We start from the raw sequence: 25170 nt of genomic DNA on the forward strand, positions 1-25170 counted from the left end.
GTGGGAGCGCACTTGTGCGCGACGGAGGAACACCGAGCCCTTGTCGCGCACAAGTGCGCTCCCACAGAGAGCTTTAAAGACTCAGCGAAAGCGCTTCCGCCTGCACCTTGCCCATATGTATGCGATTGACGAACAACGAGAATGCGAGTTTCCCCGCCAGCCCGTGCGCGTGCTGCATCCACGGCGGCAGCCAGCGCGGTGGGGCGATTGCGCCGGAGGCGAAATACGGTTGCAGGCTGATGACATCGTGTAAGGCCAGCTTGCCGGCGAAAAGATTCCGCAGCATATCCATGCGCCGCTGCTTCAGCGCCCAGCGAAAGAACGTGTGCACGGTGAGCAGGCCTGACAGGTAGACATTGTCCTTCGCAAACGCCGCGCCGCCGGTCAGCGGCACGCCACGGAACACGCGTTGCGCCGAGTGGAAGCTGTCGGCAGGGCTCTGTCCGCACTCGCTGAAGAAACGGTAGACCTCGACGAAATCCGCGCCGCTCAAGGCCATGTCGATGGCCAGGATGCGCAAGCTGATGCGTTTCAATCGCGAGATATCGATGGCGCCGGACATCAGCTCGGCGAAGACCGCCAGGCCTTCCTGCGTCGCCGTGACGCGCGGCGAGGTGCGGCCCAGCGAGGCCAGCAGTGGCTGTGCGCGGCCATTCAAGGCGGTAAGCGAATGCACCAACGCTTCGTGCGCGAGCAGCTGGTGGCGGTCGTAATCGGTGAAGCGCGTGCCGCCGCGCAGGCGGATGCGGGTGGCACCGGCCGCCGCCTTGGCGGTGAGTTCCGGGTCCACCTCTACGGAAATCAGCGGCTCGCCGAAGAACTCGTCCAGCGTCCTGCTCAGGTCCGCGCGCAGGTCGTCGGCGGAGATGGCCACGAGCACGTCGTCGGCGATCAGGTCCGAACCCAGCTCGTCGGAGAGTTCCACGAAATAGCGCGCGGCGTCGAGGTTGCTGCGCTCGCTGCCGGGAATCTTATCGCCGGGGCGGCCGTACAACACGATCGAGGGCGCGGTGACCTGATCGGTGCCTACCGCTTCGAGCATTTCGGCGGCGATGCGCCACGACTCGGCGGTGCGGCACAGGTACTCGCCCAGCGGATCGTCATAGCCAGCCTCGCGCTCGATGGCGGCCAGCTCCGCACGCTCGGCGGATAGATCCGGCACGGTGTACTGCACGTCGGGCAGCGAGAACTGTCCCTTCGCATAGGCCGCGATCATGCGGTCTTCCAGCGAGGCGGGCCATGCCACGGTGGGCAGGATACGGATGCCGCGCACGGCCATCAGCAGGCGTTTGTCCAGATCGGCGTAGCGCTGGAGCTCAGGCGAGAAAGCGACGCCCGGGGTATTCATGCGGGCCTCCTTCGATCCACCGAAGGGACACCGGGCTTGAACGCCGGAAGCCCGAAGCCGAAGGCGGGAAACTCCCGCTCAAAGAACAACGTCGAACGCGACGACAGCCGCTGCATGCCCGCTTCCCTAACCAAGACGGCCCGATAGTAGTGCACCCGCCGCGCCACGACAGCGCAGCGCTCGACTAATCCCGATCACGCGAATGCCGATTCGTGTGGGGCTTGGTCGCCGGACGCCCGCCGCGCTGGCGGCGCAGCTTGGCTTCCAGGGTGGTGGCCTGTTCTTCGCGCTCGTCGCGCAATTTCAGGTAGTTGCGCCAGCGCTCGGCGGACAGGTCGCCGCTGTCCAGCGCCGCCTGCACCGCGCAGCCAGGCTCGCTGCCGTGGCCGCAGTCGGCGAAGCGGCACTGTTCGGCCAGCGCATCGATGTCGGCGAACAGGTCGAGGTTTTCTTCGCCGGTAAGCTTGAGTTCGCGCATGCCGGGCGTGTCGATCAGGCAGCCGCCGCTGGGCAACTGCAACAGCGCGCGATACGTCGTGGTGTGCCGACCGCGACTGTCGTGGCCGCGCACGGCGCTGGTGGCCATGCGCTCGCTGCCCAGCAACGTATTGGTGAGCGTGGACTTCCCTGCGCCGGACGAACCCACCAGCACGGCGCTGTCCCCCGGCTGCAGATACGGCAGCAGCAAGTCGATGCTGGCCGGATCCTTGCCGTTGATGGCATGGATCGGCGTGCCATTGGGCAGGCGCTCGCGCAGCGCGGCCAGCAACTGGGGCGCGTCCTCGCGCGTGTCGAGCTTGCTCAGCAGCACCACCGGTTGTGCGCCGGAGCCTTCGGTCAGCGACAGGTAACGCTCGATGCGCGCCGGATTGAAGTCGCCGTCCAGGCCGGTCAGCACCAGCACGTAGTCGATATTGGTGGCGATGATCTGGCGCTCGTAGCGTTCGCCGGCTGCTGCGCGCGACAGCACGGTGCGTCTTGGCTGCACCTGCACGATATGCGGTGGCTTGCCCGACTCGATTTCCACGAAATCGCCCACCGACGGACGGTCGGCCGGATCCAGGCTGCGCTTGAGGAAATGACCGGCCGGCTGGGCGCCGAACAGGTGCTCGCCATCGTGCAGTTCGTAGCCGGCGCGATGCTGCGCCACTACGCGGGCCAACTGCCTGCCTTCGGCGGGCAGGGTCTCCCCACGCCAGCCGATACGGCGCAGTCGCTCGATGATTTCGGGGTGCGTCATGGGTGGCCATTATGCCCTGCCCGGCGGCAAGGGATGCTCTGATCCATCGGGCCATGCTGCCCACGCGGCATGGACCAGAGCATCGTTGCCTGGAAAAAGCCCGAAATACCTTGATTTTCGGCTCCCCAAGCGCGCCGGGACGCTGCTAGCATGCAGTTGGCGGGCAGGTTCTTGCGCCGCAACAACACCAAGACGAAGGACGCTTGCGTTGGCCTCGATCAAACCCAGTGCGCACCTGGCGGACGTGCGCTATGAAATCCGTGGCGCGCTCACCCGGCGATCCCGTGAGCTGGAGGCGGCTGGCCTGCCGATCATCAAGCTCAACATCGGCAATCCCGGCCGCTACGGCTTCGAAACGCCGGCCCATCTGCGCGAAGCAATCGCACGTCACCTACACGACAGCGAGGCCTACGGCCACGAACAGGGACTGGAAGAAGCCCGCGACGCCATCGCCGCCCAGCAGCGCCATCGCGGCGCGCACGGCGTGGAAGTGGAGCGCATCTTCATCGGCAACGGTGTGAGCGAACTGATCGACCTGAGCCTGCGCGCCCTGCTGCAACCCGGCGACGAAGTATTGCTGCCCAGCCCCGACTACCCGCTGTGGAGTGCCGCCACCATCCTCAACGACGGCAAGCCGCGCTATTACCGCTGCCTGGCGGAAAACGGCCACCTGCCCGATCCCGAGGAAATCGAATCGCTGATCACGCCACGCACCCGCGCACTGGTGCTGATCAATCCGAACAATCCGACCGGCGCCGTGTATCCGCGCGAACTGCTGGCACGCATGGTCGAGATCGCCGCCAAGCATCGCCTGTTGCTGCTCAGCGACGAGATCTACGACGAGATCCTCTACGACGACGCCCCCTTCCAGCCGCTCGCCGCGGTGGCAGGCGAGGTGCCGTGCGTGAGTTTCGGCGGCCTGAGCAAGGTGCATCGCGCCTGCGGTTACCGCGTGGGCTGGATGAGCCTGTCGGGCGATCCCGCGCGCACCGCCGACTATCGCGATGCCCTGCAATTGCTGGCTGCATTGCGCCTGTGCGCCAACGTCACCGCGCAATGGGCCGTGCGTCCCGCGCTGGAATCCGCACCGACCATCAGCGCGCTCACCGCACCGGGCGGCCGCCTGCACGAAGCGCGTCGCGCCGTGCTCGAAGGTGTGGCGGCCAGCCAGTTCCTCGATCTGGTACCGCCGGCCGGGGCGCTGTATGCCTTCCCGCGCGTTCGCGCCGATCGCCTCGCCGACTTCGACGACAACGCCTTCGCACTGCGCCTGCTGGAAGAAGAATCCGTGCTGGTGGTGCCGGGCAGCAGCTTCAACGTGCCGCACAGCCGTCACCTGCGCCTGACCCTGCTGCCGCCGCCGGAGCAGTTGCGCGAGGTGTTCGAACGCATCGAGCGCGTGCTGACCGGCATGGCCGCCTCGCAGAAGCCGCGCACGGCTGCCGTTGCCTAGGGATGCGTTATCTCGCCCTGGGTGACTCCTATTCCATCGGCGAAGGCGTGCCCGACGCGGGGCGCTGGCCGGTGCAGCTGGCGGTGCGGCTGCGCCGTGAGGGTGTGGCGCTGGACGATCCCACCATCATCGCCACCACCGGCTGGACCACCGACGAACTGTCGGCCGCGATGGACGCGTTCGCGTTCGAGCCGCCTTACGACCTGGTGAGTTTGCTGATCGGTGTGAACAACCAGTACCGCGGGCGCAGCGCGGACGACTACCGCTGCGAGTTCCGCGGGCTGCTCGAACGCGCCGTGGCGCTGGCGGGCGGGCGTAGCAACCGCGTCCTGGTGCTGTCGATTCCCGACTGGGGCGTCACCCCGTTCGCGCATGGCAGCGGTCGCGACGTGCTGCAGATTGCCGGTGAATTGGACGTCTATAACGCCATCGCGCAAGAGGAAGCCGGGCGGCGGGGCGCGCAGTTCGTGGACATTACCGGCATCTCGCGCCTGCACCCCGCCCTGCTTGCCGACGACGGGCTGCACCCTTCCGCCGCGCAATATGCGCTGTGGACGGAGGCGGCAGTGCCGGCGGCCGTGGCGATGCTTTCCGCCTGACCCACGAGCAGCCACTGCAGGAGCGCACCCTGTGCGCGACCGCGGAGCTGAGGGTCGCCTCGGTAATTGTCCGGGCGATCCAGGCCCGGCGAACACCGACCAAAACCGCGTCACCGGTCGCGCACAGGGTGTGCTCCCACCGTTTTATGTTTTGCTTCGCCTGGGCGGAAACCGCTCTGCAATCTCCCCGCCATCGTGCGGTGACGTAAACGCTGCAAGCTGGCGTCCCGGTAACCACCGGGAGAGACTGCCATGGCGACCTTCCACTGCCGCAGTGCCTTCATCTCCGACGTGCATCTGGGCACGCCTGACTGCAAGGCAGGCTATCTGCTCGATTTCCTGCGCAAATTGCGTTGCGAGAAGCTGTACCTGGTCGGCGACATCATCGACATGGAAGCACTGGCGCGCCGCACCTGGTGGCACCCCGACCATGGCGCGGTGATCGCCGAAGTGCTCGATCTGGCGCGACGCGGCGTCGATGTCGTCTATATCCCCGGCAACCACGACGCGCCCGTGCGCGGCCTGGCCGGGCAAAGTTTTGGCGGCGTGAAGATCGAGCTGGACGCGGTGCATGAAGGCGCCGATGGCCGCCGATATCACGTGAGCCACGGCGACGAATTCGATCCGGAGCAGGTCGGGCGCACATGGATGGTGCACCTGGGGGAAGTGATGCATCGCTTCATCTGCTGGACCAACCGCCGGGTCCACGCGATGCGTCGCCGCCTGGAACTGCCGTACCTGCCGCTCTCGATCATCGTCAAATCGCACATCGGCAAGGCGCTGGCCTATATCCGCGCCTACGAAGAGCGCGTGGCCAGCGATGCCCGCCAGCGCGGCTTCGACGGGCATATCTGCGGTCACATCCATTTCGGCCATGTGCGCGAGATGGACGGCGTGCTGTATCTCAACGATGGCGACTGGGTGGAGCACTGCACGGTGCTGGTGGAAGACCACACCGGCGCAATGGAGCTGATCCACTGGAGCGAGCAGGCCGCCCCGCTGGGCCGGGCCAGCCGCGAACTGGTGCTGCCCTCGCCCGCCGCCGCGCTGGCGCTGGCGCCGCTGACGCGGGCGAAGCTGGATCTGGCGGAGTTGCGACCGGCGGCGTGATGCCCCCTTGCATCCCCGAAATCCGCCGGCATATCCACAGGCGCTACAATTCGCCCTCTTTGCCGGAGCTCCCGCCCCCATGTCCCTCGACAGCGCCACCCGCGAACGTATCGAATCCCTGCTCCAGAACCACCGCGTGGTGTTGTTCATGAAGGGCACCCGCCAGCAGCCGATGTGCGGCTTCTCGTCCGCGGCCACCAACACGCTCAATGAGCTGCTGCCGGACTACCACACGGTGAACGTGCTGGAAGACCCGGAAATCCGCGAGGGCATCAAGGCCTACGGCGACTGGCCGACGATCCCCCAGCTGTACGTGGGCGGCGAACTGGTCGGCGGCGCCGACATCATTCGCCAGATGTATGCCTCGGGCGAGCTGCACCAGCTGTTCGGTGCCTCCGCTCCGGATCGCACCCCGCCTGAGATCACGATTACCGACAAGGCCGCCGAGGCCATCCGCCAGGGCACCGCCAATGCCCAGGGTCTGGCCCTGCATCTGGAGATCGGCCCGGACCACAGCGCCGGCTTCCAGCTGGCGCCGGGCAGCGACCACGATATCGTGGTCAGCGCCAACGGCATCGAAGTGCATTTCGACCCGGGTAGCGCCCAGCGCGCCAAGGGCATCGTGATCGACTGGGTCTCCACCGTGCAGGGCGAAGGCCTGAGCCTGAAGTTCCCGGGCGCGACGGAGATCGGCACGCTCACCGTGCAGCAGCTGAAGGAACGCCTGGCCGCCGGCGACATCACCCTGGTGGACGTGCGTCCGGCCCATGGCCGCGCCGCCGCTGCGCCGCTGCCGCAGGCCCGCGTGCTGGACGAGGAAGGCTACGACGCGCTGGCCAACCTGCCCAAGGACACGGCCATTGCCTTCATCTGCCACCACGGCGTGTCCAGCCGCGGCGTGGCCGAGCGCTTTGCCGCGCACGGCTTCACCAAGATCTACAACGTCGAAGGCGGCATGGACGCGTGGGCCCGGGAGATCGATCCCACGGTGCCTCTTTACTGAGAGCCCGGCCCCGTCGCACGACGGACCCAAGGCGCCTGCCATCCGCAGGCGCCTTTTTTGTGGGTGAGCCTTCCGCCGGCAGGGGCGCCAGACGACGGCGAGATGAAAGGCGTGCCTGTTAACATGTGACGACCATCTCACTGTCGTGCCCTATGCGCATCCTGCTCGTCGAAGATGATTCCCTCGTATCCGATGCCATTTCCCGTGGCCTGGTCGGCTCGGGTTATGTCGTGGATGCGGTAGGCGATGCCGAATCCGTGGCCTCCCGCCTGGCCGACACCCACTACGACCTGGCCATCGTCGACCTGGGCCTGCCCGGCGAAGACGGCCTCTCGCTGGTGCGCCGACTGCGCCGGGACGGCAGCTCGCTGCCGCTGCTGATCGTGACGGCCCGCGACGGACTGGACGACCGCATCAATGCGCTGGACCTGGGCGCCGACGACTACCTGGTCAAGCCGTTCGCGCTGCCGGAACTGGCCGCCCGCTGCCGCGCGCTGATCCGTCGCGCCACGGCGGCCGCCGCCAACGAGATCGTGATCGGCGGCCTGCGCATCGACCTGGCCGGCCGGCGCGCGCTCAACGAAAAGGGCGAAGTGCTCGAGCTGACCCGCCGCGAGTGGTCAATCCTGGAATGCCTGGCGCATCACAGCGGTCGCGTGGTGAGCAAGGAACGCCTGACCCAGGCCATCACCGGCTGGAGCGAGGACATCTCCGGCAACGCCATCGAAGTGCACGTCTCGCGCCTGCGCAGCAAGCTGGGCAGTTCGGCCACGGTGCGCGGCATCCGCGGCCTGGGCTATCGCCTCGAAGACGCCTGAGCGGCCAGGGAGGCTCTGATCTATTCCGCGTAGGCGGCATGACTCCAGAGAGACCGCAGGGTGTGAGGCGTGGTACAGCCCAGGCTGGTTGCCTGGGCAAGACGCGCATCGCGCCCTGCGGTCTCTCTGGAGGTCACCCGCAGGGCCGGTTCTGTCTGGCCGCCGCTGGGCGTCGCGCCGATTCGACAGGCCACCAGCCTGCCTTCATCGTCGCAACGCCCAGCGGCGGCCAGACAGAACCGGTGACGCCTACGCGGAATAGATCAGAGCCTCCCTAGTACTCCGATCCATCCCATGCCGATGGCATGATGTCCGGACCATCTGCGGGGTCCGCTGGCGCATGACCGCCTGAGCGATCCGACCCGCGCAGCTTCCGGACATCACCCGCGGGGCCGCTTCGGTGACATTCACCTCGAACAAATCAAAGCAGTCCAGGCGCCCTACCAGCGTCCACAAGCGGCTGCTCAGCTATCTGCTGGCGCCGCTGCTGTTGCTGCTGATTGCCGGCGTGGCTGTCGATCATCACGTGATCGTCAGTCCGATCCACAACGCGTTCGATCATTCGCTGTCGCGCTCCGCGCTGGCCATCGTCGCCCGCATCCACCCCGGCCCCGGCGGCCGCCCCGATGTGGCGCTGCCTTCGCATCCGCCGCCGCCGCTGCGCGCGATGCCCGACGAGCACTTCTTCTACCGGGTCAGCCTGCCCGATGGCACCACCATCGCCGGCTCGCCGGAATTGCCGGTAGCGCCCGACAGCCAGTCGGACGACGGTTTCAGCTACGCGAACATCGACTTCCGCAACGAATCGTTCCGGCTGGCCAGCTATCGCACCAACGAAACCGGCGACCCGCTGGTGGTCACCGTGGCCGAAACTCCGGCCCGTCGCGACCGCGCGGTGCATCGGCTGGACGTGGCCTTCCTGATCAACGACACCGTGCAGATGGCCGCCGTGTTCGTCATCGCGCTGGTGGGCATACGCATCGCGCTGCGCCCGCTGCAGCGCCTGAGCCGCCAGATTGCCGGACGCCCGGCGGTGGCGCTCAATCAGCTGCCCACCGAGAACGTGCCCACCGAAGTATTGCCACTGGTGGTGTCGCTCAATTCGCTGCTGGGACGGGTGCGCGATTCGGTGCTGTCGCAACAGCATTTTCTTGCGAATGCCGCGCACCAGCTGCGCACGCCGCTGACCGGCCTGAAGGCCCAGCTCGAAGTGCTGAGCCGCGAATCCGCCGGCACGCCGGTGCAGGAACGCATTGCACTCCTGCAGGGTGGTGTCGACCGTCTGGCGCACACCGCCAACCAGTTGCTGACGCTGGCACGCGCCGAACCCTCGGCGCATCGCGCCAGCCATTTCACCGCCGTCGACCTGCCCCGCCTGATCGGCGAAGTGATCGACAGCTCGCTCGATCGCGCGCTCGCCCATGGCATCGACCTGGGTGCGGACAGCCGTCCCGTGCAGGTCACCGGCGTGTACTGGCTGCTGCACGAGGTGCTCAACAACCTGATCGACAACGCCATCCGGCATACGCCCTCGGGCGGCAACATCACCATCCGCTGTGGCGTGGCGAACCATCGCCCCTTCCTCGAAGTGGACGACAGCGGGACCGGCATTGCCCCGGAGGAACGGGAGAAGGTGCGCGAGCGCTTCTACCGCAGCGCGGGCAGCGGTGCCGACGGCTGTGGCCTGGGGCTGGCCATCGTGGACGAAGTGTCACGTGTGCACGGCGCCCAATTGAGTATCCTCGACGGCAGCTCCGGGCGGGGGGCGCGGATGCGCATCGATTTCCCCGCCGTCGCCTGAGGACGCGCTGATCCTGGTCAGGGCGCCCTAATTTCAAAAGTTCGGATAATCGGCACTTTGAATTAGGATGCGTCACCCCCAGAGTGGTGGCACCCCCGTAAGGAGTTCCCCGTGTCCATACCCAGTGCCGTCAAGAGCACGCCCATCGGCAGCCGTCAGCAACTCACCGACTATCTGGCCGCCGGTGAAAAACCGCGTGATGCCTGGCGCATCGGCACGGAGCACGAGAAATTCGGCTTCCTCACCGACACCCTGCGCCCGCCCACCTTCGACGGCGACCGCGGCATCCGCGTCCTGCTGGAAACGCTGGCCACGCGCTACGGCTGGGACGTGGCGCGCGAAGGCGACAACCCGGTGGCGCTGTCGCGCGACAAGGCGTCGATCACGCTGGAGCCGGCCGGCCAGTTGGAACTCTCGGGCGCGCCGCTGGAGACCATCCACGACACCTGCAGCGAGGTCAATTCGCACCTCAAGGAAGTCCGTTCGATCGCCGAAGATCTCGGCATCGGCTTCCTCGGCATGGGCTTCCAGCCCAAGTGGCGCCGCGACGAAATGCCGTGGATGCCCAAGGGCCGCTACAAGATCATGCGCGAGTACATGCCCAAGGTCGGCAACCTCGGCCTGGACATGATGACGCGCACCTGCACCGTGCAGGTGAACCTGGATTTCGCCAGCGAAGCGGACATGGTGCGCAAGTTCCGCACCAGCCTGGCGCTGCAGCCCATCGCCACCGCGCTGTTCGCCGATTCGCCGTTCACCGATGGACGTCCGAACGGTTATCTCTCCTACCGTTCGCATGTGTGGGAAGACACCGACCCCAACCGCACCGGCATGCTCGACTTCGTGTTCCAGGACGGCTTCGGTTATGAGCGCTACGTCGACTACATGCTCGACGTGCCGATGTACTTCAGCTACCAGAACGGCCAGTACATCGATCTCTCCGGGCAGGATTTCAAGCGTTTCATGGCGGGCGAACTGCCTGCCGTGCCGGGCGTGCACGCCACCATGAAGGACTGGGCCGACCACCTCACCACCGCCTTCCCGGAAGTGCGGCTCAAGCAGTACCTGGAAATGCGCGGTGCCGATGGCGGCCCGTGGAATCGCCTGTGCGCACTGCCTGCGCTGTGGGTGGGCCTGCTCTATGACGACGATGCACTCGACGCCGCATGGGACCTGGTCAAGGACTTCACCCGCGAAGAACGCCACGCGCTGCGCGACGGCGTGCCGCGCCAGGCGCTGAAGCTGCCGTTCCGTTCGCACAGCGTGCGCGAGCTGGCCGCGGAAACGCTGAAGATCGCCTCGCACGGCCTCAAGCGTCGCGCCCGCCTCAACAAGAGCGGCGCCGACGAAAGCATCTTCCTGGAGCCGATGATCGAGATCGTCGAGGCCAACCAGACGCCGGCCGAACGCAAGCTCGAACTGTTCAACGGCCCCTGGAACGGCAGCGTGGATCCGGTGTTCCGCGAATTCGCCTATTGATCGGTTTCGAGCAGCACGACGCGCCCCTGCTCGTCATCCGGCGCAGGCCGGAATGACGAGCTAGACGCGGTTACGGCGAACCGGCGGCATCGAGACTTCCTTGCGGCCGCATCGAGCGCCCGCCACGCGCGCTGCCTGCAGCCAGGCGCAGGCCATCGTTGCGGCATACATCGAGGTTGGGATAAAGCAACGTACGCTCGCCATGGAAGGTCACGCGCACGTCGCGATGGCAGTCGCCCGCCGGCACGTTCACCATCACCGAGGCGAGGCCGCCAGGCAACGGACGTTCCAGCGCTATGACGTGGAAATCCGTACTGCCGCTGGGCGCGATGGCGAGCGAGGTCACCCCGTCGAAGGTCGCGTTGACGATGCGCAGCGGGTGCATCGATTCGCGCGTCGTTCCTACCGGCGTGGCGCAGGCTGCCAAAGACACGAGCAGGGCGGATACGGTCAGAAGGAAGGCGGTAACACGGCTGGCATGCATGGCAGCTCTCCGGGATGGATGGTGCGGCCGCACACGAACGTGCGGCGAGCGGTGCCATCGGACGCCTTTGGCGCCTTTCCAAGGAAGCCATCCGTGACGAATCGTCGTAGCGCGATGACCAATCGTAGTGCCCGTGCGCTTTGCTTCTCACGGTCGAATCAGGCGCCTAAGATGGGTCGACGATCCACTCGGACATGCCACGATGAAGGTTCGCCTCGGTAACGCGAACATCGGCCTGCTGCACTACCTCGGTCTATGGACCGTTGTGGCGGCGGTCTTTGGCGCCCAGGAGCTGCTGCGCGACATCGTCGACGATCACCATGTCTGGTCGCTATGGGATTACACCCGCTGGGGCATGGTGCAGTGGTACACCTGGGCGGCGCTGGCGCCGTGGGTATTTCGCCTGGCCGAGCGCTACCCGATCCGCGCGCCGCTGCGCCTGCGCGGGCTAGGCAAGCAGCTGCCGCTGAGTCTTGGCATCACCATGCTGGCCATGGTGATCGGCGCCATGGTGTCCACCTTGTTCGAACCCAGCGACTTCATCCAGCAGCTGTGGTACTTCGTGGGCCAGCACTTCGCCACCGGCCTGCTCACCTACTGGGCGCTGTTCGCGATCCAGCAGGCGATGGCGTTCCATGAAGAGAAATCGCGGCGCGAACTCGAAGCGAGCCGGTTGACCGCCGAACTGGCGCAGTCGCGTCTGCGCGCGCTCAAATCGCAATTGCAGCCGCACTTCCTGTTCAACACGCTGCACGCCATCGCGACCCTGCTGGACGAAGACACACTATCGGCCGAAGACATGCTGCTGCGCCTGAGCGATCTGCTGCGCGCCTTCCTGGAAGACTACGACGGCCAGGAAATCAGCCTGAAACGCGAGCTGGTGTTGCTCGATCTGTATCTCGGCATCCAGCGCACGCGCTTCAAGGATCGCCTCACCACGCAGATCTACGTGAGCCCGGACACGCTGCCCTGCGCCGTGCCCAGCCTGATCCTTCAACCCATCGTGGAGAACGCCATCCGCCATGGCATCGGCGAACGCGTGGGCGCCGATTGCGTCGAAATCGAATGCCGGCGCGAGGGCGACAGCCTGTGCATCGACGTGCGCAATCGCAACAGCACGCTGGAAGCGGACACGTCTACGAAGAAAGGCCATGGCATCGGCTTGTCGAATACGGCGCTGCGCTTGCGCGAACTGTATGGCGACGAGGCGCAGGTGCGGCTGGAGATGATCTGGCCGCAGGGCGTGATCTGCCGCCTGCGCCTGCCGTTCCGGGAAATCGAGGAGCCCGACGAGTCGCCCGAAGTGGTGATCGCATGAAGATCGCCGCACTGGTGGTCGACGACGAGCCGATTGCGCGCCGGGCCATCGTGCGCCTGCTGAAAGCCGACGCCGACATCGAACTGCTGGACGAATGCGGCGACGGCGAGTCGGCCGTACGGGCCATTCGCCAGCAAGCGCCGGACCTGGTGTTCCTGGATGTGCAGATGCCAGCCATCACCGGCATGGACGTGGTCGCCACCATCGGCGCCGCGCAGATGCCGGCCACGGTGTTCGTGACGGCCTACGAGCAATACGCCGTGCGCGCATTCGAAGCGAACGCGGTGGACTATCTGGTGAAACCCTTCAGCCGCGAGCGCTTCGCCGAGACCTTGCTGCGGGTCAAGCAGCGGCTGGCCGCCCGGGAGAGATCGGGCGACCCCTCGATCGCCAGGATCATGCAGGCGCTCGACACGCTGAACCAACGCGAGAGTTACCTGCAGCGCCTGCCGGTGCGCATCGGCGAGCAGATCAGTTTCGTGGACGTCGACGACATCGTGTGGATCAAGGCCAGCGGCAATACGGTGTTGCTGCACCTGGCCGATCGCGTCCACGAAATGCGCGAAACCATGGCCACGCTGGCGGCGCGGCTCGATCCCCGGCATTTCGCCCGCGTGCATCGTTCGGCCATCATCAACACGCGGCGCGTGCAGGCCATCCATCCGTGGTTCAACGGCCACCATGTGGTGACCATGGATACCGGGCAGAAGCTGCGCATGAGCCGTTACCAGCACGAGGCGTTCCTGCGCCTGGTGTCGACGCGGGATGTGCGTCAGAACGACTGAGCGATCTCAGCGATGGGCGTCTTGGTCGTTGTCGAGCGAGGCGTGGCTTCCCATCCCTCCCATCCCCGCGCCCATGCCTCCCATGCCACCGCCGGCACCCTTGCCGCCGCCCTCGCCTTTGCCTTCGCCCTTGCCCCGCGTTGCCGAGATGCGTGTCGGGCCTTGCTTCGGAATCGCGAGGTTGGCCGGCACCGCTTCCAGATCCAGCACCTTGCGAATGAAATCGCGCAACGACACCACCAACGCCGCCGTGTGCGTGGGCCGTCCCTCGGACAGCTCCGTGGCAGCGCGTGCCGCCAGGGCCACTTGTTCCTCGGTGCCCAGCAGGATGATGTCCGACAGCGCCGCCTCCACCGCATCGCGCATGCGGCGCGAACGGTCGGAACGCTGCGCGATGGTCTCGTGCGACTCGCCTTCCACGCGGCGCAGGTCGCGCAGATGGGTGGGGTCCACCGAGAGATCGCCGGTGAATGAGCCACCCAAGGTCTTATAGGCTGCAATCAAGGTACGCAGGCGCTCGTTGATCTGGCGGTTCTCGCGTTCGCGGCGCTTCTGCACGGTGTGCATCGCCAGCAGGCGAACGCCGACCATGATCAAGGTGATCAGTCCCAGACCGACCACGGTCGACAACAAGGCATGCCACGAACTGAAATCCAGGTTGCGCATGGACTGGCTCCGCTCCGACGGTCCGCTGCGCAAAGCTTATGACGGCAGGCGCGTGATAGCGGCGTCACCCTTCAGTCATGCCGTGTCCGGTGTCGACGCCGGAAGAATGATCCATCGGCCATCCGCGTCCCGTGCCCACCCGGCAGGTAGCTGCCATTCACGGCGTAGGCATGTCCAAACGCGTGTGTACGGGCAGCTCTTCGGTCTTCACCGGATGCGAAAGTGTCATTTGGGGCACGTAGTAATAGCCGTGCCAAGGCTGCGTGTCCCCATCGGGGAGAAGCACGATCTTTACCCCGCCCTTTTCCGGCGTCGCGAAGAAGGGGTGCGCGGCGCATTCGGGCGCACACCACCAGACCTGGCCTCCGCCCGCTTGCGCATTCAAGGAGAGCAAGCTCAAGCCAGCATTCGCCACATTGTGCGCAAACGGCTCGGTATCTTGTCCCTGCATGCGAATCATGCGTGCATGGGCGTTGCCAATGAGCACAAGTGCCCGCGTGGCACCGAACGACTTCATCGATTCGATCAGCAGTGACGCGCCGTCCACATCGATGGGCTGGCGCGCCAACGCCTCCAGGCGCAACGAACCTCGCGATTGCGCGGCAAGCTCGATGAGCTGGTGAACGAGGTTCAACATGGCCGCGCTGTGTCGACCATCTCTGAACTCATCCCAGAACACGTCCACACGCGCCCGTGACCACACGGTTTCTGTCGGTTCCACACCAATGGCGCTGAAGTACGCGTTGAACGACTCAGGCAATTCCAGGCCGATCACTCCCCGTTGCGCGCCCAGTTGCTGGGCGAACAAGCAGGCTGCCTGTCCAAACACGGCAGGCGACTGCACCGTGCCGTGCATGTCGCCGAAGACGACTACTTGCGCTTTTCTGGTGGCGTCGAAGCCTTCCAAGGGAAGGCAGCCGCGTTTGACGACGGGGCTGGCTTGCAGTGCTTGTACCGACAGTCCCAACCCGAGGACAGCGAGTAGCGATATGCGTAGCAGGAGGCGCATGAAGATCCTTTTTTCAGCTGAGTTTGCGCCGCCTTCCCTGCTGGCCCCATGCACATCAGCCCATCCGCGCAACGCGTTACGAACGACATGGTGCCAGCCTCGCATGACTTCAAGCACGTCCTTTCTCCGGAATGCCAGCGCAAGAATGGCGCGGCTTTGGAACTGCCCAACCTGTTCGTCCCATTCCCAACTGAAGGATCGGTGCATGAAGCGTGTGATGAATGTGCTATGCGCAGCCTGTTGCGTGACCGGCATCGCGACCAGCGTGTATGCCGATGCCGTTGCATCCAATGCGCCGCAGGTGTTCGCGCCAGGCGTCGTTTCGGGTCCGGCCAATGAAGATTCCGCAGCCTTCACGCCTGATGGCGACACCGTGTACTTCGATCGCATGCATTGGCCGAACGCGGCCATCATGGTGGCGCATCGCGTGCATGGAGTATGGAGCACGCCCACCGTGGCGCCGTTCTCCGGACAATGGCTGGACCATGATCCGGCCATGTCGCCGGACGGTTCGTTCCTGGTCTTTACCTCGAACCGCCCTGATGTCGACGGCGGCAAGATGATCGATGCGGTGATGGCCGACGGCTCGGTGCACGCGGGTTTTGGCGGTCACCTGTGGCGAGTCGACCGCAAGGGCAATGGCTGGGGAAAGCCGGTGCGCCTGCCGGATGCGGTGAACAGCAGTTCGCGCACCTATGCGCCCGCCGTGGTGGCCGACGGCAGCGTGTATTTCCAGCGTCCGGCCGAGGATGACGACTTCCGCCTGTTCCGCTCGCAATACCGCAACGGTGCTTACCAACCGCCGGTAGCGGTGGCGCTGGGCGATGCCTCCGCGCACAAGCTCGATCCTGCCGTGGCGCCCGACGAGTCCTTCATCGTGTTCGATGCCAACTTCAGCAGCAAGGACGATCCGGACCGGCTCTATATCGCGTTCCGCGAAGGCGATGGCTGGGGCAAGCCGATCGACCTGGGCAAGGACATCAACGTGAAAGGCCCCTGGGGCGCACACCTGAGTCCGGACCATCGCACGCTGTATTTCAGCAGCACGCGCTCGCTGCCGGTGCATTACCCGCGCACGCCGCAGCAGGCGCAGGACGACATCGCCCGCATGCAGTGGGACAACGGCAGCGAAAACATCTGGTCGGTGTCGCTGGCGCCGTGGCTGGATGGGCCTCACGCCTCGGGCGGCTGACCGGCGACGTTCTCGCCGTCACAGCCCCGTGGCGGCGAGACGTTCGCGCAGGAAGGCGCGCGTGCGTGCGAACGCTTCACGCGCTTCCGGCAAGGCGAAATCGAACTGGTATTCGTGGCCAAGCTTGGGTCGATGCGGCGCCGGGTAGAACAAGGCATCGACCGGAACCCCCTCGCCCTGCAACGCCTCCGCCAATGCCATTGATTGCGGCGCCAGCGGATCGCCGTTGCCAACGGAAATGAAGGTGGGAGGAAAATGCCTCGTCACGCGCGGCACGATGGAAAACGTATCGTGCTGGGGCGGTGGCGAGGTCGAACCGAAGTACGACCACACCACCGTGCGGCCGAACCATGACGGCGACGAGGTCATGGACCCTCCGTCGAGCGGACCGCAGAACAACACCACGCCACGCAGGTGCGCGGACGAGACGCCGGAAGACATCGCCATCGCCTGCGCGTACTCGGTCGATGTCGCGATCAGCGCCAGCTGCGCGGCCAGCTGCGCCCCGGCCGAATCGCCGCCGAGCACCAGCCGGGACATGTCCAGCTGCAATCGTTCCGCGTTGTCCGCAAGAAACGTCAGCGCGCGATTGAGCTGATGCACCGGCAATGGATAGCGATGTTCCGGCGCCAGCGAATAATCCACGGTGACCACCGCATAGCCATCGGCTGCCAGCATGCGCGCGTAGTTGGCCACGTCGCCGCGGCTGCCCGCCACAAAGCCGCCGCCATGAATCCACACGATCACCGGCAAGGCCTTGCCATGCATCGACAGAGGCCGATGGATGTCCATCAGCGCGTCGAGATCGGCCGGGTCGTAGCGCACGCCAGACTCGCTGTGGATCCCCGGCGGCACCTGGCCCGCCAGGGCGGCATTGGCCCGGGCGCCCCCATGCTCGAACACCAGGCGGATCAGCATGGCCGACGGCCAGGGGCTGACCTGCACCGCGAGGGCGCCAAGCGCAACCAGCGTAACCAATCCGATACATACGCCCCACAGCAGGCGTTGCGGACGACGACCGGACGAACCTTGCGCAACCATGCAGGAACCTCGCAAGCGACGATGCCGAAAGAGGCCGTCGGGCCACCTGTTTCGTACGCCACCGATTCTTGCACGGTTAGCCCGATGCCATGGCGCGTGCGGCACAAAAAAAGAGGGCCGGCAGAGCCGGCCCTCTTCGTCGCAACAAGCCTTGCGGCCTTACTTCTTCTGCGGCGCTTCCTTCAGACCACGGTTGAGCAGCATCGGCTCGATGCTCGGGTCCTTGCCGCGCCAGTTCTTGTACATGGTGGCCAGGTCCTGCGTGTTGCCCTGCGAGAGGATCATCGCGCGGAAGCGGTCGCCGTTCTCGCGGCTCAGGCCACCCTTGTCGACGAAGCCCTGGAAGGCATCGTCGGCCAGCATTTCGGTCCACAGGTAGGCGTAGTAGCCGGCTGCATAGCCGCCGCCGAAGATGTGCTGGAAGTAGCTGGAACGGTAGCGCGGCGGCACGTAGCTGAGGTTGATTTTGGCCTTGGTCAGCGCGTCCATCTCGAACTTGTCCGGATCCTGCTTGGGCGCATCCGGGCCGAGGCTGTGCCAGCTCATGTCGAGCAGCGCGGCGCCGACCAGTTCGGTCATGTCGTAGCCCTTGTTGAAGGTCTTGGCCTTCTTGATCTTCTCGACCAGCTCGGCTGGCATCGGTTCGCCGGTCTTATAGTTCTTCGCGTAGTTGGCGAAGATCTTCGGATCGGTGGCCCAGTGCTCGTTGAACTGCGACGGGAATTCCACGAAGTCGCGCGCGGTGTTGGCGCCCGACAGGCTCGGGTACTGCGTGTTGGCGAACATGCCGTGCAGCGCATGGCCGAACTCGTGGAACATGGTGATCACGTCGTCCGACGACAGCAGCGCCGGCTGGCCCGGGGCGGGCTTGGTGAAGTTGGCGACGTTGAACACCACCGGCTTGGTGCCCATCAGCTTGGACTGGTCGACCAGGTTGCTCATCCAGGCGCCGCCGTTCTTGTTGTCGCGCTTGAAGTAGTCGCAATAGAACAGCGCCATCGAGGTGCCGTCCTTGTCGAACACTTCGAACACGCGCACGTCAGGCTGCCAGACGGGGATGTCCTTGCGTTCCTTGAAGGTCAGGCCGTAGAGCTGGTTGGCGGCGTAGAACACGCCGTTCTGCAGCACGTTGTCGATCTCGAAGTACGGTTTGATCTGCGATTCGTCCAGATCGTACTTGGCCTTGCGCACCTGCTCGGAGTAGTGCTCCCAGTCCCATGCCTCGACCTTGAAGCCGCCCTTCTGCTGGTCGATCACCGCCTGGATGTCCTTGGCTTCCTGCTCGGCGCGCGCGGTGGCGGCCGGGGCCAGCTTGTCCATGAAGCCGATCGCCGCTTCCGGCGTCTTGGCCATCTGGTCTTCCAGCTTCCACGCGGCGTAGTTCGGGTAACCCAGCAGCTTGGCCTGTTCGGCGCGGATCTGCGCGATGCGGGCGATCATGTCGCGCGTATCGTTGGCGTCGCCCTTCTCGGCGCGGCCCCACGAGTTCTTGAAGATCGCTTCGCGCGTGGCGCGATCGTTGAGGCTCTCGAGCACCGGCTGCTGAGTGGTGTTCTGCAGCGGGAGCACCCACTTACCGTCGAGCTTGCGGGCCTTGGCGGCTTCCACCGCGGCCTGCAGGTCGCTGTCGGACAGGCCGTCGAGCTTGGTCTTGTCGTCGGTGACGAAGGCGCCGTCCTTGGTCGCGGCCAGCAGCTTGTTGACGAACTGCGTGCTCAAGCTCGATTCCTCTTTGTTGAGGTCCTTGAGCTTGGCCTTGTCGGCGTCGGACAGCTTGGCGCCGCCGTGCACGAAGTTCTTGTAGGTCACTTCGACCAGGCGCTTGGATTCGGGATCGAGCTTGAGCGAATCACGCTGGTCGTAGATCGTCTGGATGCGCTTGAACAGCTTGTCGTTCATCACGATAGCGTCCTGGTGCTCGGCGAGCTTGGGCGCTTCGTCTTCCTGCACCTTCTGCAGCGTGTCGTTGGTGTTGGCGCCGCTGACGGCGTTGAACGCCTGCATCACGCGCTGCATCAACTGGCCGGACTTCTCCATCGGGATGAAGGTGTTCTCGAAGGTCGGCGCCTCCGGGTTGTCGGCGATCTTCTCGATCTCCGCCAGGTGCTGCTTCATGCCTTCCTCGAAGGCCGGCTGGTAGTCGCCATCCTTGATCTTGTCGAACGGCGGCGCCTGGAACGGCAGCGTGCTGGGTTCGAGGAACGGATTGACGGCGCTGACCTCGGCCGGTGCGGCGGCCGTGGAAGCCTTGGCCGGCGCGGTGCTGGCGGGCGCGGGTGCGGGCTGGGCGGCCTGCTCGTTCGACTGCTGCGAGCAGGCGGCGAGCGCAATGGACGTGGCTATGACAAGCGTGCGGAGACGAAGCATCGAGGTTCCCCATGGAAACGAGACAAACGGACGCTGAGACTAACCACAGCCCGACACGAGTGCCAAGGGCTGGAAGTACCGGAGGTCATTTCCAGGGGCGGGCCGCCGTTGCGCAAGCGCAGCATCGGCGGCTACCCGGCGCACCGGTTTCGCTCAGGCCTGGCGCATGTCGCGCAGCTGCCAGCTGTTGCCGATCAGCAGGTTGAGACGGTGCCGCACGATCCGCATGGGCAGATCGGTGATCAGGTCCATGTCCGTGTGCAGGTCGCTGACCCGCGCGCTGGCCGTAGCCTGCGGATCGACCGCGCCCAGCGACGGATCGACGTCGTCCGGCTCGTCCTGCATGGCGCGCCAGCGTTCGAACAGATCGAGGCTGCGCATGGCGTTCTGCACCGCAGCAGCCAGGTCGTTCGGGCCGGCACCGTCATAGCTCAGGGTGGGCACCGGCCCACGGGCACGGGCCAGGTCGGCGACGGAAAGGTAGTAGTGGCTGCGAATGGCCATGGTGCCTCCTGCGGTGTCGACGCACGTATCCAAACATGCGCCATGTGAACGTCATTCCAAGACCAGGGTGAGATCCAGGTGAGCCGCGGCATCCTGCGGCGGCACGCCGTGCGGAAGAATGCCCAGGCACGGCGCAGGCAGCTGGTGGCGCAGGGTTTCGATGTTCTCCTCGACTGCATCCATGGCCGGATCGATGCGGTTGCCGATCCAGCCCACCAGGCGGCAACCGTCTGTGGCGATGGCGCGGGCGGACAGCAGCGCGTGGTTGATGCAGCCCAGCCGCAGGCCCACCACCAGGATCACCGGCAGCTGCCATTGCCGCGCGATATCCGAAGCGAGCAGGCTGCGCGACAACGGCACCAGCCAGCCGCCGACGCCTTCCACCAGCACGTCGTCGTGCATGCCGCGCAGTCGCTCGAACGCTTCGTAAAGCGGGGCTAGGCGAATCTCCACGCCCTCGTGCGCCGCCGCCAGATGGGGCGACAGCGGTTCGCGCAGCGCCACCGGATTGATCCATTCGTACGGCATCGGCGAGCTGCTGGCCGCCTGCAGCGCGAGCGCATCGTCGTTGCGCAGGCCCTGGGGCGTTTCCATGCAGCCGCTGGCCACGGGTTTCATGCCGCAGACCTGATTGCCGCGCCCCCGCAGCAAGTGCAACAGCGTGCAGGTGGCATGGGTTTTACCGACACCGGTATCGGTGCCTGCAATGAAGAATGTCGACATGAGCGATCCCCTGATGGTGGTGCCCGGCGCTGCCGCGCCGATGACACGTCGCAGGCGCATAATACGGCCTTTGCGGTCGCCCGCTCGCCGCCCTCGGGCGAGCAGCGGACTCGAGAGGATTCGATCCCATGTATGAAGTGAAGACGCAGGCCTACGCCAGCAAGCGCGAACACTACGAAGACCTGTGCAACCAGGCTCGCGGGCTGCTGGAAGGCGAGCCCAATGTGATCGCCAACGCGGCCAACTTCGCCGCACTGGTCTATCACAGCCTGCCCGATTTCAACTGGTCCGGCTTCTATCTGTACGACGGTACCGAGCTGGTGGTGGGTCCGTTCCAGGGCAAGCCGGCGTGCATCCGCATCGCGCTGGGCCGCGGCGTGTGCGGCACGGCCGCGCAGACGCGCGAGACGCAGGTGGTGCGCGACGTGAATGCGTTCGACGGCCACATCGCCTGCGATGCGGCGTCGCAATCGGAAATCGTGGTGCCGCTGGTGCGCGCCGACGGCAGCCTGTTTGGCGTGTGGGACGTGGACAGCCCGTCCATCGCCCGCTTCGACGAGGAAGACCGCGCCGGCATGGAAGCGCTGTGCGCGATTTTCATGGCGGCCGTGGATAAGGATTGAGCTGGTCGAAAGATCCACGCTCCCCACCGTCATTCCGGCGCACGCCGGAATCCAGTAGCGATGCATAGGGTCTTCGCGCTGCACCCAACGCAGGCCATGATCGGGCGACAGCCTTCCCCTGAGGCCACTGGATTCCGGCCTGCGCCGGAATGACGAGCGAAAAGAACGGGACTCGAACCGGCGCTTACTGCCGCGGCGTATTGAGCAACGTCATCACCATGTCGCGCGCTTCCTCCACGCCGGTGGGCGTCTGCGAGGAAAAAATCTGCGCCGTGGCCTGCGTTTCGCTGGCCGTCAATTCCTTGCGCAAGGCCGCCAGCGACTGGGCCGCCTGGCTCCGCGACAATTTGTCCGCCTTGGTCAGCAAGACGTGGCAAGGCAGGTGGGTGGCGAAGCAGAACTCCAGCATCATCCGGTCGAAGTCCTTGAGCGGATGGCGAATATCGGTGATCAGCACGACCCCGCGCAGGCTGCGGCGTTGATGCAGATAGGCATCGATTTCCTGCTTCCAGTGCTCGCGCAACGCCTCGGGCACCTTGGCGTAGCCATAGCCCGGCAGGTCGATGAGCCGCGCCGGCTGGGCCGCCTGGCCTTCCTCCTGGATCAGCGTGGGCAGCGAAAAGGCCACCATTTGCTGCGTTCGTCCGGGCGTCTTGGAGGTGCGCGCCAGGCCGCGATGCGCGGTCAAGGTATTGAGCGCGCTCGACTTGCCGGCATTGGAGCGGCCAGCAAACGCCACCTCCGCGCCGGTATCGGCCGGAAGCTGTGAAATTCGGTGGGCAGCCAGTACGAACTGGGCGCCTTGCAATGGATTTGGCATGGTTTGACCGGCTAAGGTGGCGCAGAGATAATCCGGTAGTTTCTGCCAGTTGCGGACGTGCTGGCCAGCGCGGACCGTGCAGCCATAGCAGTTTTTCGGGAGACAAGTGTATGAGTTTTCGGCCTGCAGGTTTTCGGCCCGCTGTTGTTCGTTATGCCGTAGTCCTCGTGTTTGCGCTGTCTTCCGGAGCAATCCTGGCACAGGAAGCGAAGAATCCCGCCCCCGCGGCGACGGCGGCTGCGCCCGCTGCGGCACCTGCCGCTGCCGAAGCGGCGGCCAAGCCAGGCGAGGCCACCGCGGCCGTGAAGCCGGGCGACGCCACCGCCGGCCAGGGCAAGGCTGCCGCCTGCGGCGCCTGTCACGGTGTGGATGGCAATTCCACCGACCCGCAGTACCCCAAGCTTGCCGGCCAGAGCGAGGCGTACATCGTCCACTCGCTGGAGAGCTTCAAGTCGGGCAAGCGCCAGAACCCGATCATGCTCGGCATGGCCTCGCCGCTGTCCGAACAGGACATGCATGACATCGGCGCCTATTTCGCCAGCAAGACCTCGCTTCCGGGCGTGGCCGACCAGGCCCTGGTGGAGCGCGGCGAGCAGCTCTATCGCCAGGGCGACACCAGCAAGGGTGTGCCGGCCTGCATGGCGTGCCACAGCATCGATGGCCGCGGCAATCCGGGCGCGCGGTATCCGCAGCTCACCAGTCAGCATGCGCAGTACATCGAAGCCACCCTGAAGGCCTGGCACGACGGCACGGTGTGGGGTGACGACGCCCACGCGCAGATCATGCCAGGCATCGCCAAGAAGCTGGACGAAAAGGACATCGCCGCGGTCGCCAGCTACGTAGAAGGCCTGCACGCCGCCGAAGGCGCAGGCCCTTCCGCCGCCAAGTAAACGCCTAAGACACGCCGGCCGTTGGCCGGCGTGTCCGTTCCAAGCCAAGCAATGTATTCGAGGATCACCATGCTGAAGCGTCTGTCGTTCCTGTGTATCGCCCTGCTCGCGCTCGCCGCGTGCAGCAACAACAACGACAACGCCAGCCAGGCGCCGCAGCCCACGCCGGCTCCTGCCGCCACGGCACCGGCCACGCCGCCGGCACCCGCAGCCACCACCGCGCCGGCAGCAGCCAGCACCGCCGCGCCGGCGGCCGCCAGCACCACCGCACAGGCAGCACCGGCCGCTCCTGCCGCACCGGCCACGCCGTTCGTCGACGACGGCAAGTGGGTGGAAGGCAAGCACTACTTCCGCATCGAGCCGGCGCAGGCCAAGGTCAGCAACACCGACAAGATCGAAGTGACCGAAGTGTTTTCGTACGGCTGCCCGGCGTGCAACCAGTTCCATCCGACCATGAACAAGCTGGTGCAGGAACTGCCGTCCAACGCCGTCGTGGCGTATCTGCCGGCCTCGTTCATGCCGCAGGAAAACTGGCCGATGCTGCAGCGCGCGTTCCTCACCGCGCAGGCGCTCGGCGTGGCTGATCAGGCCAACGACGCGATGTACGACGCCGTGTGGAAGTCGCAGGAACTCAGCGCCATGCAGGGCGCGGGCCTGAAGCCCGCCTCGGCACTGCCCACCATCGACGACGCTGCCAAGGTGTATGCGAAGTTCGGCGCCGATCCGAAGGAATTCGCGGCGGTGGCCAACTCCTTCGCCATCAACACCAAGGTCAAGCGCGCCGACGAAATGCTCAAGGCCTACGGCGTGGAAGAGACGCCGACGCTGGTGGTCGACGGCAAGTACCGTTTCACCGCGCGTTCGGCCGGCGGTTACGACCAGGCAGTGGAACTCGCCAAGTGGCTGGTGTCCAAGGAAGCGGCGGGCAAGTAGAGGTAAAGAGTCAAGTCGCCCGCTGCGCGGGCTGTAAAGGGTTAATGGGAAGAGCGGCTAGCTGTGAGCTGCAAGACCTTTCTTTTTCCCTTTACCATTTACCCTTTACAGCCCGCGCAGCGGGCGGATTCACTCTCGACCACCATCACGCCCTTCGAAGAGATCTCCTCAATGTTCAAGCGTTTTGCTCCGCTGCGCGCGCTCAGCCTGATCGCCGGCCTGCTGCTGGCCACCGCGTGCACCGCCACCGGCTCGAGCGACGTCGCGCCGTACACCGACGGCGCCGAGTACGTGTCGCTGCCGGCACCGGCCCATCGCCTCAGCAATGAGGGCAAGGTCGAAGTGGTCGAGGTGTTTTCCTATGGCTGCATCCATTGCGCGCATTTCGCGCCCATCGCCGAGCAGATGCGCAAGCAGCTGCCTGCCGGTGTGACGTTCAAGCTGTTGCCGGCCGTCTTCAGCGACGAGTGGCTGCCGTTTGCCCGCGCCTACTACGCCGCCAAGAAACTGGGCGTGCTGGATCAGACCCACCTGGAACTGTTTCACGCCAAGTTCGACGAGCACTATCCGATCTCCAACCTGGATGAGCTGGCCGATTTCTACGCCATGCACGGCGTGAAGCGCGATGAGTTCATGCGCATCGCCAGCTCCGACGAAGTGACCCAGCAGATCCGCAAGGATTCGGAGCTGGTGAAGCAATGGCAGGTCGACGGCACCCCGACCATCGTGGTCGACGGCAAGTACCGCTCTGCCAACGTGAAGACCCTGGCCGAACTGTCCGCCGTCACCCAGTGGCTGGCCAAGCGCGAGCTGGCTGGCGCCAAATAAGCCCCATCGTGGCCGCGGGGAACTTGCCCCGCGTTCACAACCGACCGGGCATCCTGAGGGTCTGACTTCAGTCTGATCGCCGCCGCGATGGCGGCGATCACCCTCGGAGCCTGTTCAGTATCGCAGCATGGCCCGC

General features: G+C 65.7%; 24 protein-coding genes. 14 read left to right on the forward strand and 10 right to left on the reverse strand.

What is annotated here, in order from left to right:
- Positions 1 to 73: 73 nt before the first annotated feature.
- Both ACN9MB_RS19855 and rsgA read right to left on the reverse strand, forming a co-directional pair.
- On the reverse strand, positions 74 to 1348 hold the full coding sequence (locus ACN9MB_RS19855) for a flavohemoglobin expression-modulating QEGLA motif protein (RefSeq protein ID WP_204637728.1): 1275 nt from the start codon (positions 1346 to 1348) through the stop codon (positions 74 to 76).
- Positions 1349 to 1532: 184 nt separating this feature from the next.
- On the reverse strand, positions 1533 to 2588 hold the full coding sequence (gene rsgA, locus ACN9MB_RS19860) for a ribosome small subunit-dependent GTPase A (protein WP_204637729.1): 1056 nt from the start codon (positions 2586 to 2588) through the stop codon (positions 1533 to 1535).
- A gap of 208 nt (positions 2589 to 2796) precedes the next feature.
- Here rsgA and ACN9MB_RS19865 point away from each other — a divergent pair, with 208 nt between their 5' ends.
- The 7 genes from ACN9MB_RS19865 (at position 2797) to ACN9MB_RS19895 (ending at position 10851) form a co-directional block, all read left to right on the forward strand.
- On the forward strand, positions 2797 to 4041 hold the full coding sequence (locus ACN9MB_RS19865; RefSeq protein WP_426270010.1) for an aminotransferase class I/II-fold pyridoxal phosphate-dependent enzyme: 1245 nt from the start codon (positions 2797 to 2799) through the stop codon (positions 4039 to 4041).
- A gap of 2 nt (positions 4042 to 4043) precedes the next feature.
- Positions 4044 to 4640, forward strand: coding sequence for an SGNH/GDSL hydrolase family protein (locus ACN9MB_RS19870; RefSeq protein ID WP_426270011.1), 597 nt, complete (start codon positions 4044 to 4046; stop codon positions 4638 to 4640).
- Between the two features lie 252 nt (positions 4641 to 4892).
- Positions 4893 to 5750, forward strand: coding sequence for a UDP-2,3-diacylglucosamine diphosphatase (locus ACN9MB_RS19875; protein ID WP_426270012.1), 858 nt, complete (start codon positions 4893 to 4895; stop codon positions 5748 to 5750).
- Positions 5751 to 5829: 79 nt separating this feature from the next.
- The gene (gene grxD, locus ACN9MB_RS19880; RefSeq protein ID WP_204637733.1) at positions 5830 to 6753 is read left to right on the forward strand and encodes a Grx4 family monothiol glutaredoxin; all 924 of its coding nucleotides are present in this window, start codon (positions 5830 to 5832) and stop codon (positions 6751 to 6753) included.
- Positions 6754 to 6905: 152 nt separating this feature from the next.
- On the forward strand, positions 6906 to 7571 hold the full coding sequence (locus ACN9MB_RS19885) for a response regulator (protein ID WP_204637734.1): 666 nt from the start codon (positions 6906 to 6908) through the stop codon (positions 7569 to 7571).
- A 400-nt stretch (positions 7572 to 7971) separates the two neighbouring features.
- Entirely contained in the window at positions 7972 to 9372 is a 1401-nt protein-coding gene (locus tag ACN9MB_RS19890) for a sensor histidine kinase (RefSeq protein WP_426270013.1), read from the forward strand.
- A gap of 111 nt (positions 9373 to 9483) precedes the next feature.
- Complete coding sequence (locus tag ACN9MB_RS19895; RefSeq protein WP_426270014.1) at positions 9484 to 10851, forward strand: glutamate--cysteine ligase; 1368 nt, start codon at positions 9484 to 9486, stop codon at positions 10849 to 10851.
- A 70-nt stretch (positions 10852 to 10921) separates the two neighbouring features.
- On the opposite strand, the gene ACN9MB_RS19900 is transcribed toward ACN9MB_RS19895, so the two are convergent.
- The gene (locus ACN9MB_RS19900) at positions 10922 to 11335 is read right to left on the reverse strand and encodes a hypothetical protein (protein ID WP_426270015.1); all 414 of its coding nucleotides are present in this window, start codon (positions 11333 to 11335) and stop codon (positions 10922 to 10924) included.
- Between the two features lie 202 nt (positions 11336 to 11537).
- On the opposite strand from ACN9MB_RS19900, the gene ACN9MB_RS19905 reads away from it, so the two are divergent.
- Together ACN9MB_RS19905 and ACN9MB_RS19910 are read left to right on the forward strand one after the other, a co-directional pair.
- On the forward strand, positions 11538 to 12653 hold the full coding sequence (locus ACN9MB_RS19905; protein ID WP_426270016.1) for a sensor histidine kinase: 1116 nt from the start codon (positions 11538 to 11540) through the stop codon (positions 12651 to 12653).
- Positions 12650 to 13438: a LytR/AlgR family response regulator transcription factor gene (locus ACN9MB_RS19910; protein WP_426270017.1), complete on the forward strand. Its 789-nt coding sequence runs from the start codon at positions 12650 to 12652 to the stop codon at positions 13436 to 13438. The genes ACN9MB_RS19905 and ACN9MB_RS19910 overlap by 4 nt, the downstream gene beginning before the upstream one ends.
- A gap of 6 nt (positions 13439 to 13444) precedes the next feature.
- Here the strand turns inward: ACN9MB_RS19910 and ACN9MB_RS19915 are convergent, their stop codons facing one another.
- Complete coding sequence (locus tag ACN9MB_RS19915; protein ID WP_426270018.1) at positions 13445 to 14104, reverse strand: hypothetical protein; 660 nt, start codon at positions 14102 to 14104, stop codon at positions 13445 to 13447.
- A gap of 157 nt (positions 14105 to 14261) precedes the next feature.
- On the reverse strand, positions 14262 to 15368 hold the full coding sequence (locus ACN9MB_RS19920; RefSeq protein ID WP_426270019.1) for a hypothetical protein: 1107 nt from the start codon (positions 15366 to 15368) through the stop codon (positions 14262 to 14264).
- Here ACN9MB_RS19920 and ACN9MB_RS19925 point away from each other — a divergent pair.
- Complete coding sequence (locus ACN9MB_RS19925; RefSeq protein WP_426270020.1) at positions 15358 to 16305, forward strand: TolB family protein; 948 nt, start codon at positions 15358 to 15360, stop codon at positions 16303 to 16305. The genes ACN9MB_RS19920 and ACN9MB_RS19925 overlap by 11 nt on opposite strands.
- 18 nt (positions 16306 to 16323) lie before the next feature.
- On the opposite strand, the gene ACN9MB_RS19930 is transcribed toward ACN9MB_RS19925, so the two are convergent.
- The 4 genes from ACN9MB_RS19930 to bioD all read right to left on the reverse strand — a co-directional run bounded on the left by ACN9MB_RS19930 (position 16324) and on the right by bioD (position 20940).
- Entirely contained in the window at positions 16324 to 17346 is a 1023-nt protein-coding gene (locus ACN9MB_RS19930) for an alpha/beta hydrolase (protein ID WP_426270021.1), read from the reverse strand.
- Positions 17347 to 17505: 159 nt separating this feature from the next.
- Positions 17506 to 19713, reverse strand: a complete 2208-nt coding sequence (dcp, locus tag ACN9MB_RS19935) for a peptidyl-dipeptidase Dcp (protein WP_426270022.1) — start codon at positions 19711 to 19713, stop codon at positions 17506 to 17508.
- 153 nt (positions 19714 to 19866) lie between these two features.
- Positions 19867 to 20217 carry a hypothetical protein gene (locus tag ACN9MB_RS19940; RefSeq protein WP_426270023.1) on the reverse strand — a complete coding sequence of 117 codons (351 nt, stop codon included), beginning with the start codon at positions 20215 to 20217 and terminating at the stop codon, positions 19867 to 19869.
- A 51-nt stretch (positions 20218 to 20268) separates the two neighbouring features.
- Complete coding sequence (gene bioD / locus ACN9MB_RS19945) at positions 20269 to 20940, reverse strand: dethiobiotin synthase (protein WP_204637746.1); 672 nt, start codon at positions 20938 to 20940, stop codon at positions 20269 to 20271.
- A gap of 128 nt (positions 20941 to 21068) precedes the next feature.
- On the opposite strand from bioD, the gene ACN9MB_RS19950 reads away from it, so the two are divergent.
- Positions 21069 to 21563 carry a GAF domain-containing protein gene (locus ACN9MB_RS19950; RefSeq protein ID WP_204637747.1) on the forward strand — a complete coding sequence of 165 codons (495 nt, stop codon included), beginning with the start codon at positions 21069 to 21071 and terminating at the stop codon, positions 21561 to 21563.
- A 184-nt stretch (positions 21564 to 21747) separates the two neighbouring features.
- On the opposite strand, the gene yihA is transcribed toward ACN9MB_RS19950, so the two are convergent.
- Entirely contained in the window at positions 21748 to 22383 is a 636-nt protein-coding gene (yihA, locus tag ACN9MB_RS19955) for a ribosome biogenesis GTP-binding protein YihA/YsxC (RefSeq protein WP_426270024.1), read from the reverse strand.
- Between the two features lie 110 nt (positions 22384 to 22493).
- Here yihA and ACN9MB_RS19960 point away from each other — a divergent pair, with 110 nt between their 5' ends.
- The 3 genes from ACN9MB_RS19960 (at position 22494) to ACN9MB_RS19970 (ending at position 25034) form a co-directional block, all read left to right on the forward strand.
- Positions 22494 to 23273, forward strand: a complete 780-nt coding sequence (locus ACN9MB_RS19960; RefSeq protein ID WP_204637749.1) for a c-type cytochrome — start codon at positions 22494 to 22496, stop codon at positions 23271 to 23273.
- 69 nt (positions 23274 to 23342) lie between these two features.
- Positions 23343 to 24206: a thiol:disulfide interchange protein DsbA/DsbL gene (locus ACN9MB_RS19965; RefSeq protein ID WP_204637750.1), complete on the forward strand. Its 864-nt coding sequence runs from the start codon at positions 23343 to 23345 to the stop codon at positions 24204 to 24206.
- A 171-nt stretch (positions 24207 to 24377) separates the two neighbouring features.
- Complete coding sequence (locus tag ACN9MB_RS19970; protein WP_204637751.1) at positions 24378 to 25034, forward strand: thiol:disulfide interchange protein DsbA/DsbL; 657 nt, start codon at positions 24378 to 24380, stop codon at positions 25032 to 25034.
- Positions 25035 to 25170: the final 136 nt, after the last annotated feature.

Origin of the sequence: Dyella kyungheensis (genome assembly GCF_049913195.1) — a bacterium.
Taxonomy (GTDB): domain Bacteria; phylum Pseudomonadota; class Gammaproteobacteria; order Xanthomonadales; family Rhodanobacteraceae; genus Dyella; species Dyella kyungheensis.

Bases quoted from the DNA above. Each gene is read 5' to 3' on its own strand.
- ACN9MB_RS19855 (WP_204637728.1), bottom strand. From the start codon at position 1,348: ATGAATACCCCGGGCGTCGCTTTCTCGCCTGAGCTCCAGCGCTACGCC.
- rsgA (WP_204637729.1), bottom strand. From the start codon at position 2,588: ATGACGCACCCCGAAATCATCGAGCGACTGCGCCGTATCGGCTGGCGT.
- ACN9MB_RS19870 (WP_426270011.1), top strand. From the start codon at position 4,044: ATGCGTTATCTCGCCCTGGGTGACTCCTATTCCATCGGCGAAGGCGTG.
- ACN9MB_RS19875 (WP_426270012.1), top strand. From the start codon at position 4,893: ATGGCGACCTTCCACTGCCGCAGTGCCTTCATCTCCGACGTGCATCTG.
- grxD (WP_204637733.1), top strand. From the start codon at position 5,830: ATGTCCCTCGACAGCGCCACCCGCGAACGTATCGAATCCCTGCTCCAG.
- ACN9MB_RS19885 (WP_204637734.1), top strand. From the start codon at position 6,906: ATGCGCATCCTGCTCGTCGAAGATGATTCCCTCGTATCCGATGCCATT.
- ACN9MB_RS19900 (WP_426270015.1), bottom strand. From the start codon at position 11,335: ATGCATGCCAGCCGTGTTACCGCCTTCCTTCTGACCGTATCCGCCCTG.
- ACN9MB_RS19905 (WP_426270016.1), top strand. From the start codon at position 11,538: ATGAAGGTTCGCCTCGGTAACGCGAACATCGGCCTGCTGCACTACCTC.
- ACN9MB_RS19910 (WP_426270017.1), top strand. From the start codon at position 12,650: ATGAAGATCGCCGCACTGGTGGTCGACGACGAGCCGATTGCGCGCCGG.
- ACN9MB_RS19915 (WP_426270018.1), bottom strand. From the start codon at position 14,104: ATGCGCAACCTGGATTTCAGTTCGTGGCATGCCTTGTTGTCGACCGTG.
- ACN9MB_RS19920 (WP_426270019.1), bottom strand. From the start codon at position 15,368: ATGCCGGTCACGCAACAGGCTGCGCATAGCACATTCATCACACGCTTC.
- ACN9MB_RS19930 (WP_426270021.1), bottom strand. From the start codon at position 17,346: ATGGTTGCGCAAGGTTCGTCCGGTCGTCGTCCGCAACGCCTGCTGTGG.
- dcp (WP_426270022.1), bottom strand. From the start codon at position 19,713: ATGCTTCGTCTCCGCACGCTTGTCATAGCCACGTCCATTGCGCTCGCC.
- ACN9MB_RS19940 (WP_426270023.1), bottom strand. From the start codon at position 20,217: ATGGCCATTCGCAGCCACTACTACCTTTCCGTCGCCGACCTGGCCCGT.
- bioD (WP_204637746.1), bottom strand. From the start codon at position 20,940: ATGTCGACATTCTTCATTGCAGGCACCGATACCGGTGTCGGTAAAACC.
- ACN9MB_RS19950 (WP_204637747.1), top strand. From the start codon at position 21,069: ATGTATGAAGTGAAGACGCAGGCCTACGCCAGCAAGCGCGAACACTAC.
- yihA (WP_426270024.1), bottom strand. From the start codon at position 22,383: ATGCCAAATCCATTGCAAGGCGCCCAGTTCGTACTGGCTGCCCACCGA.
- ACN9MB_RS19960 (WP_204637749.1), top strand. From the start codon at position 22,494: ATGAGTTTTCGGCCTGCAGGTTTTCGGCCCGCTGTTGTTCGTTATGCC.
- ACN9MB_RS19965 (WP_204637750.1), top strand. From the start codon at position 23,343: ATGCTGAAGCGTCTGTCGTTCCTGTGTATCGCCCTGCTCGCGCTCGCC.
- ACN9MB_RS19970 (WP_204637751.1), top strand. From the start codon at position 24,378: ATGTTCAAGCGTTTTGCTCCGCTGCGCGCGCTCAGCCTGATCGCCGGC.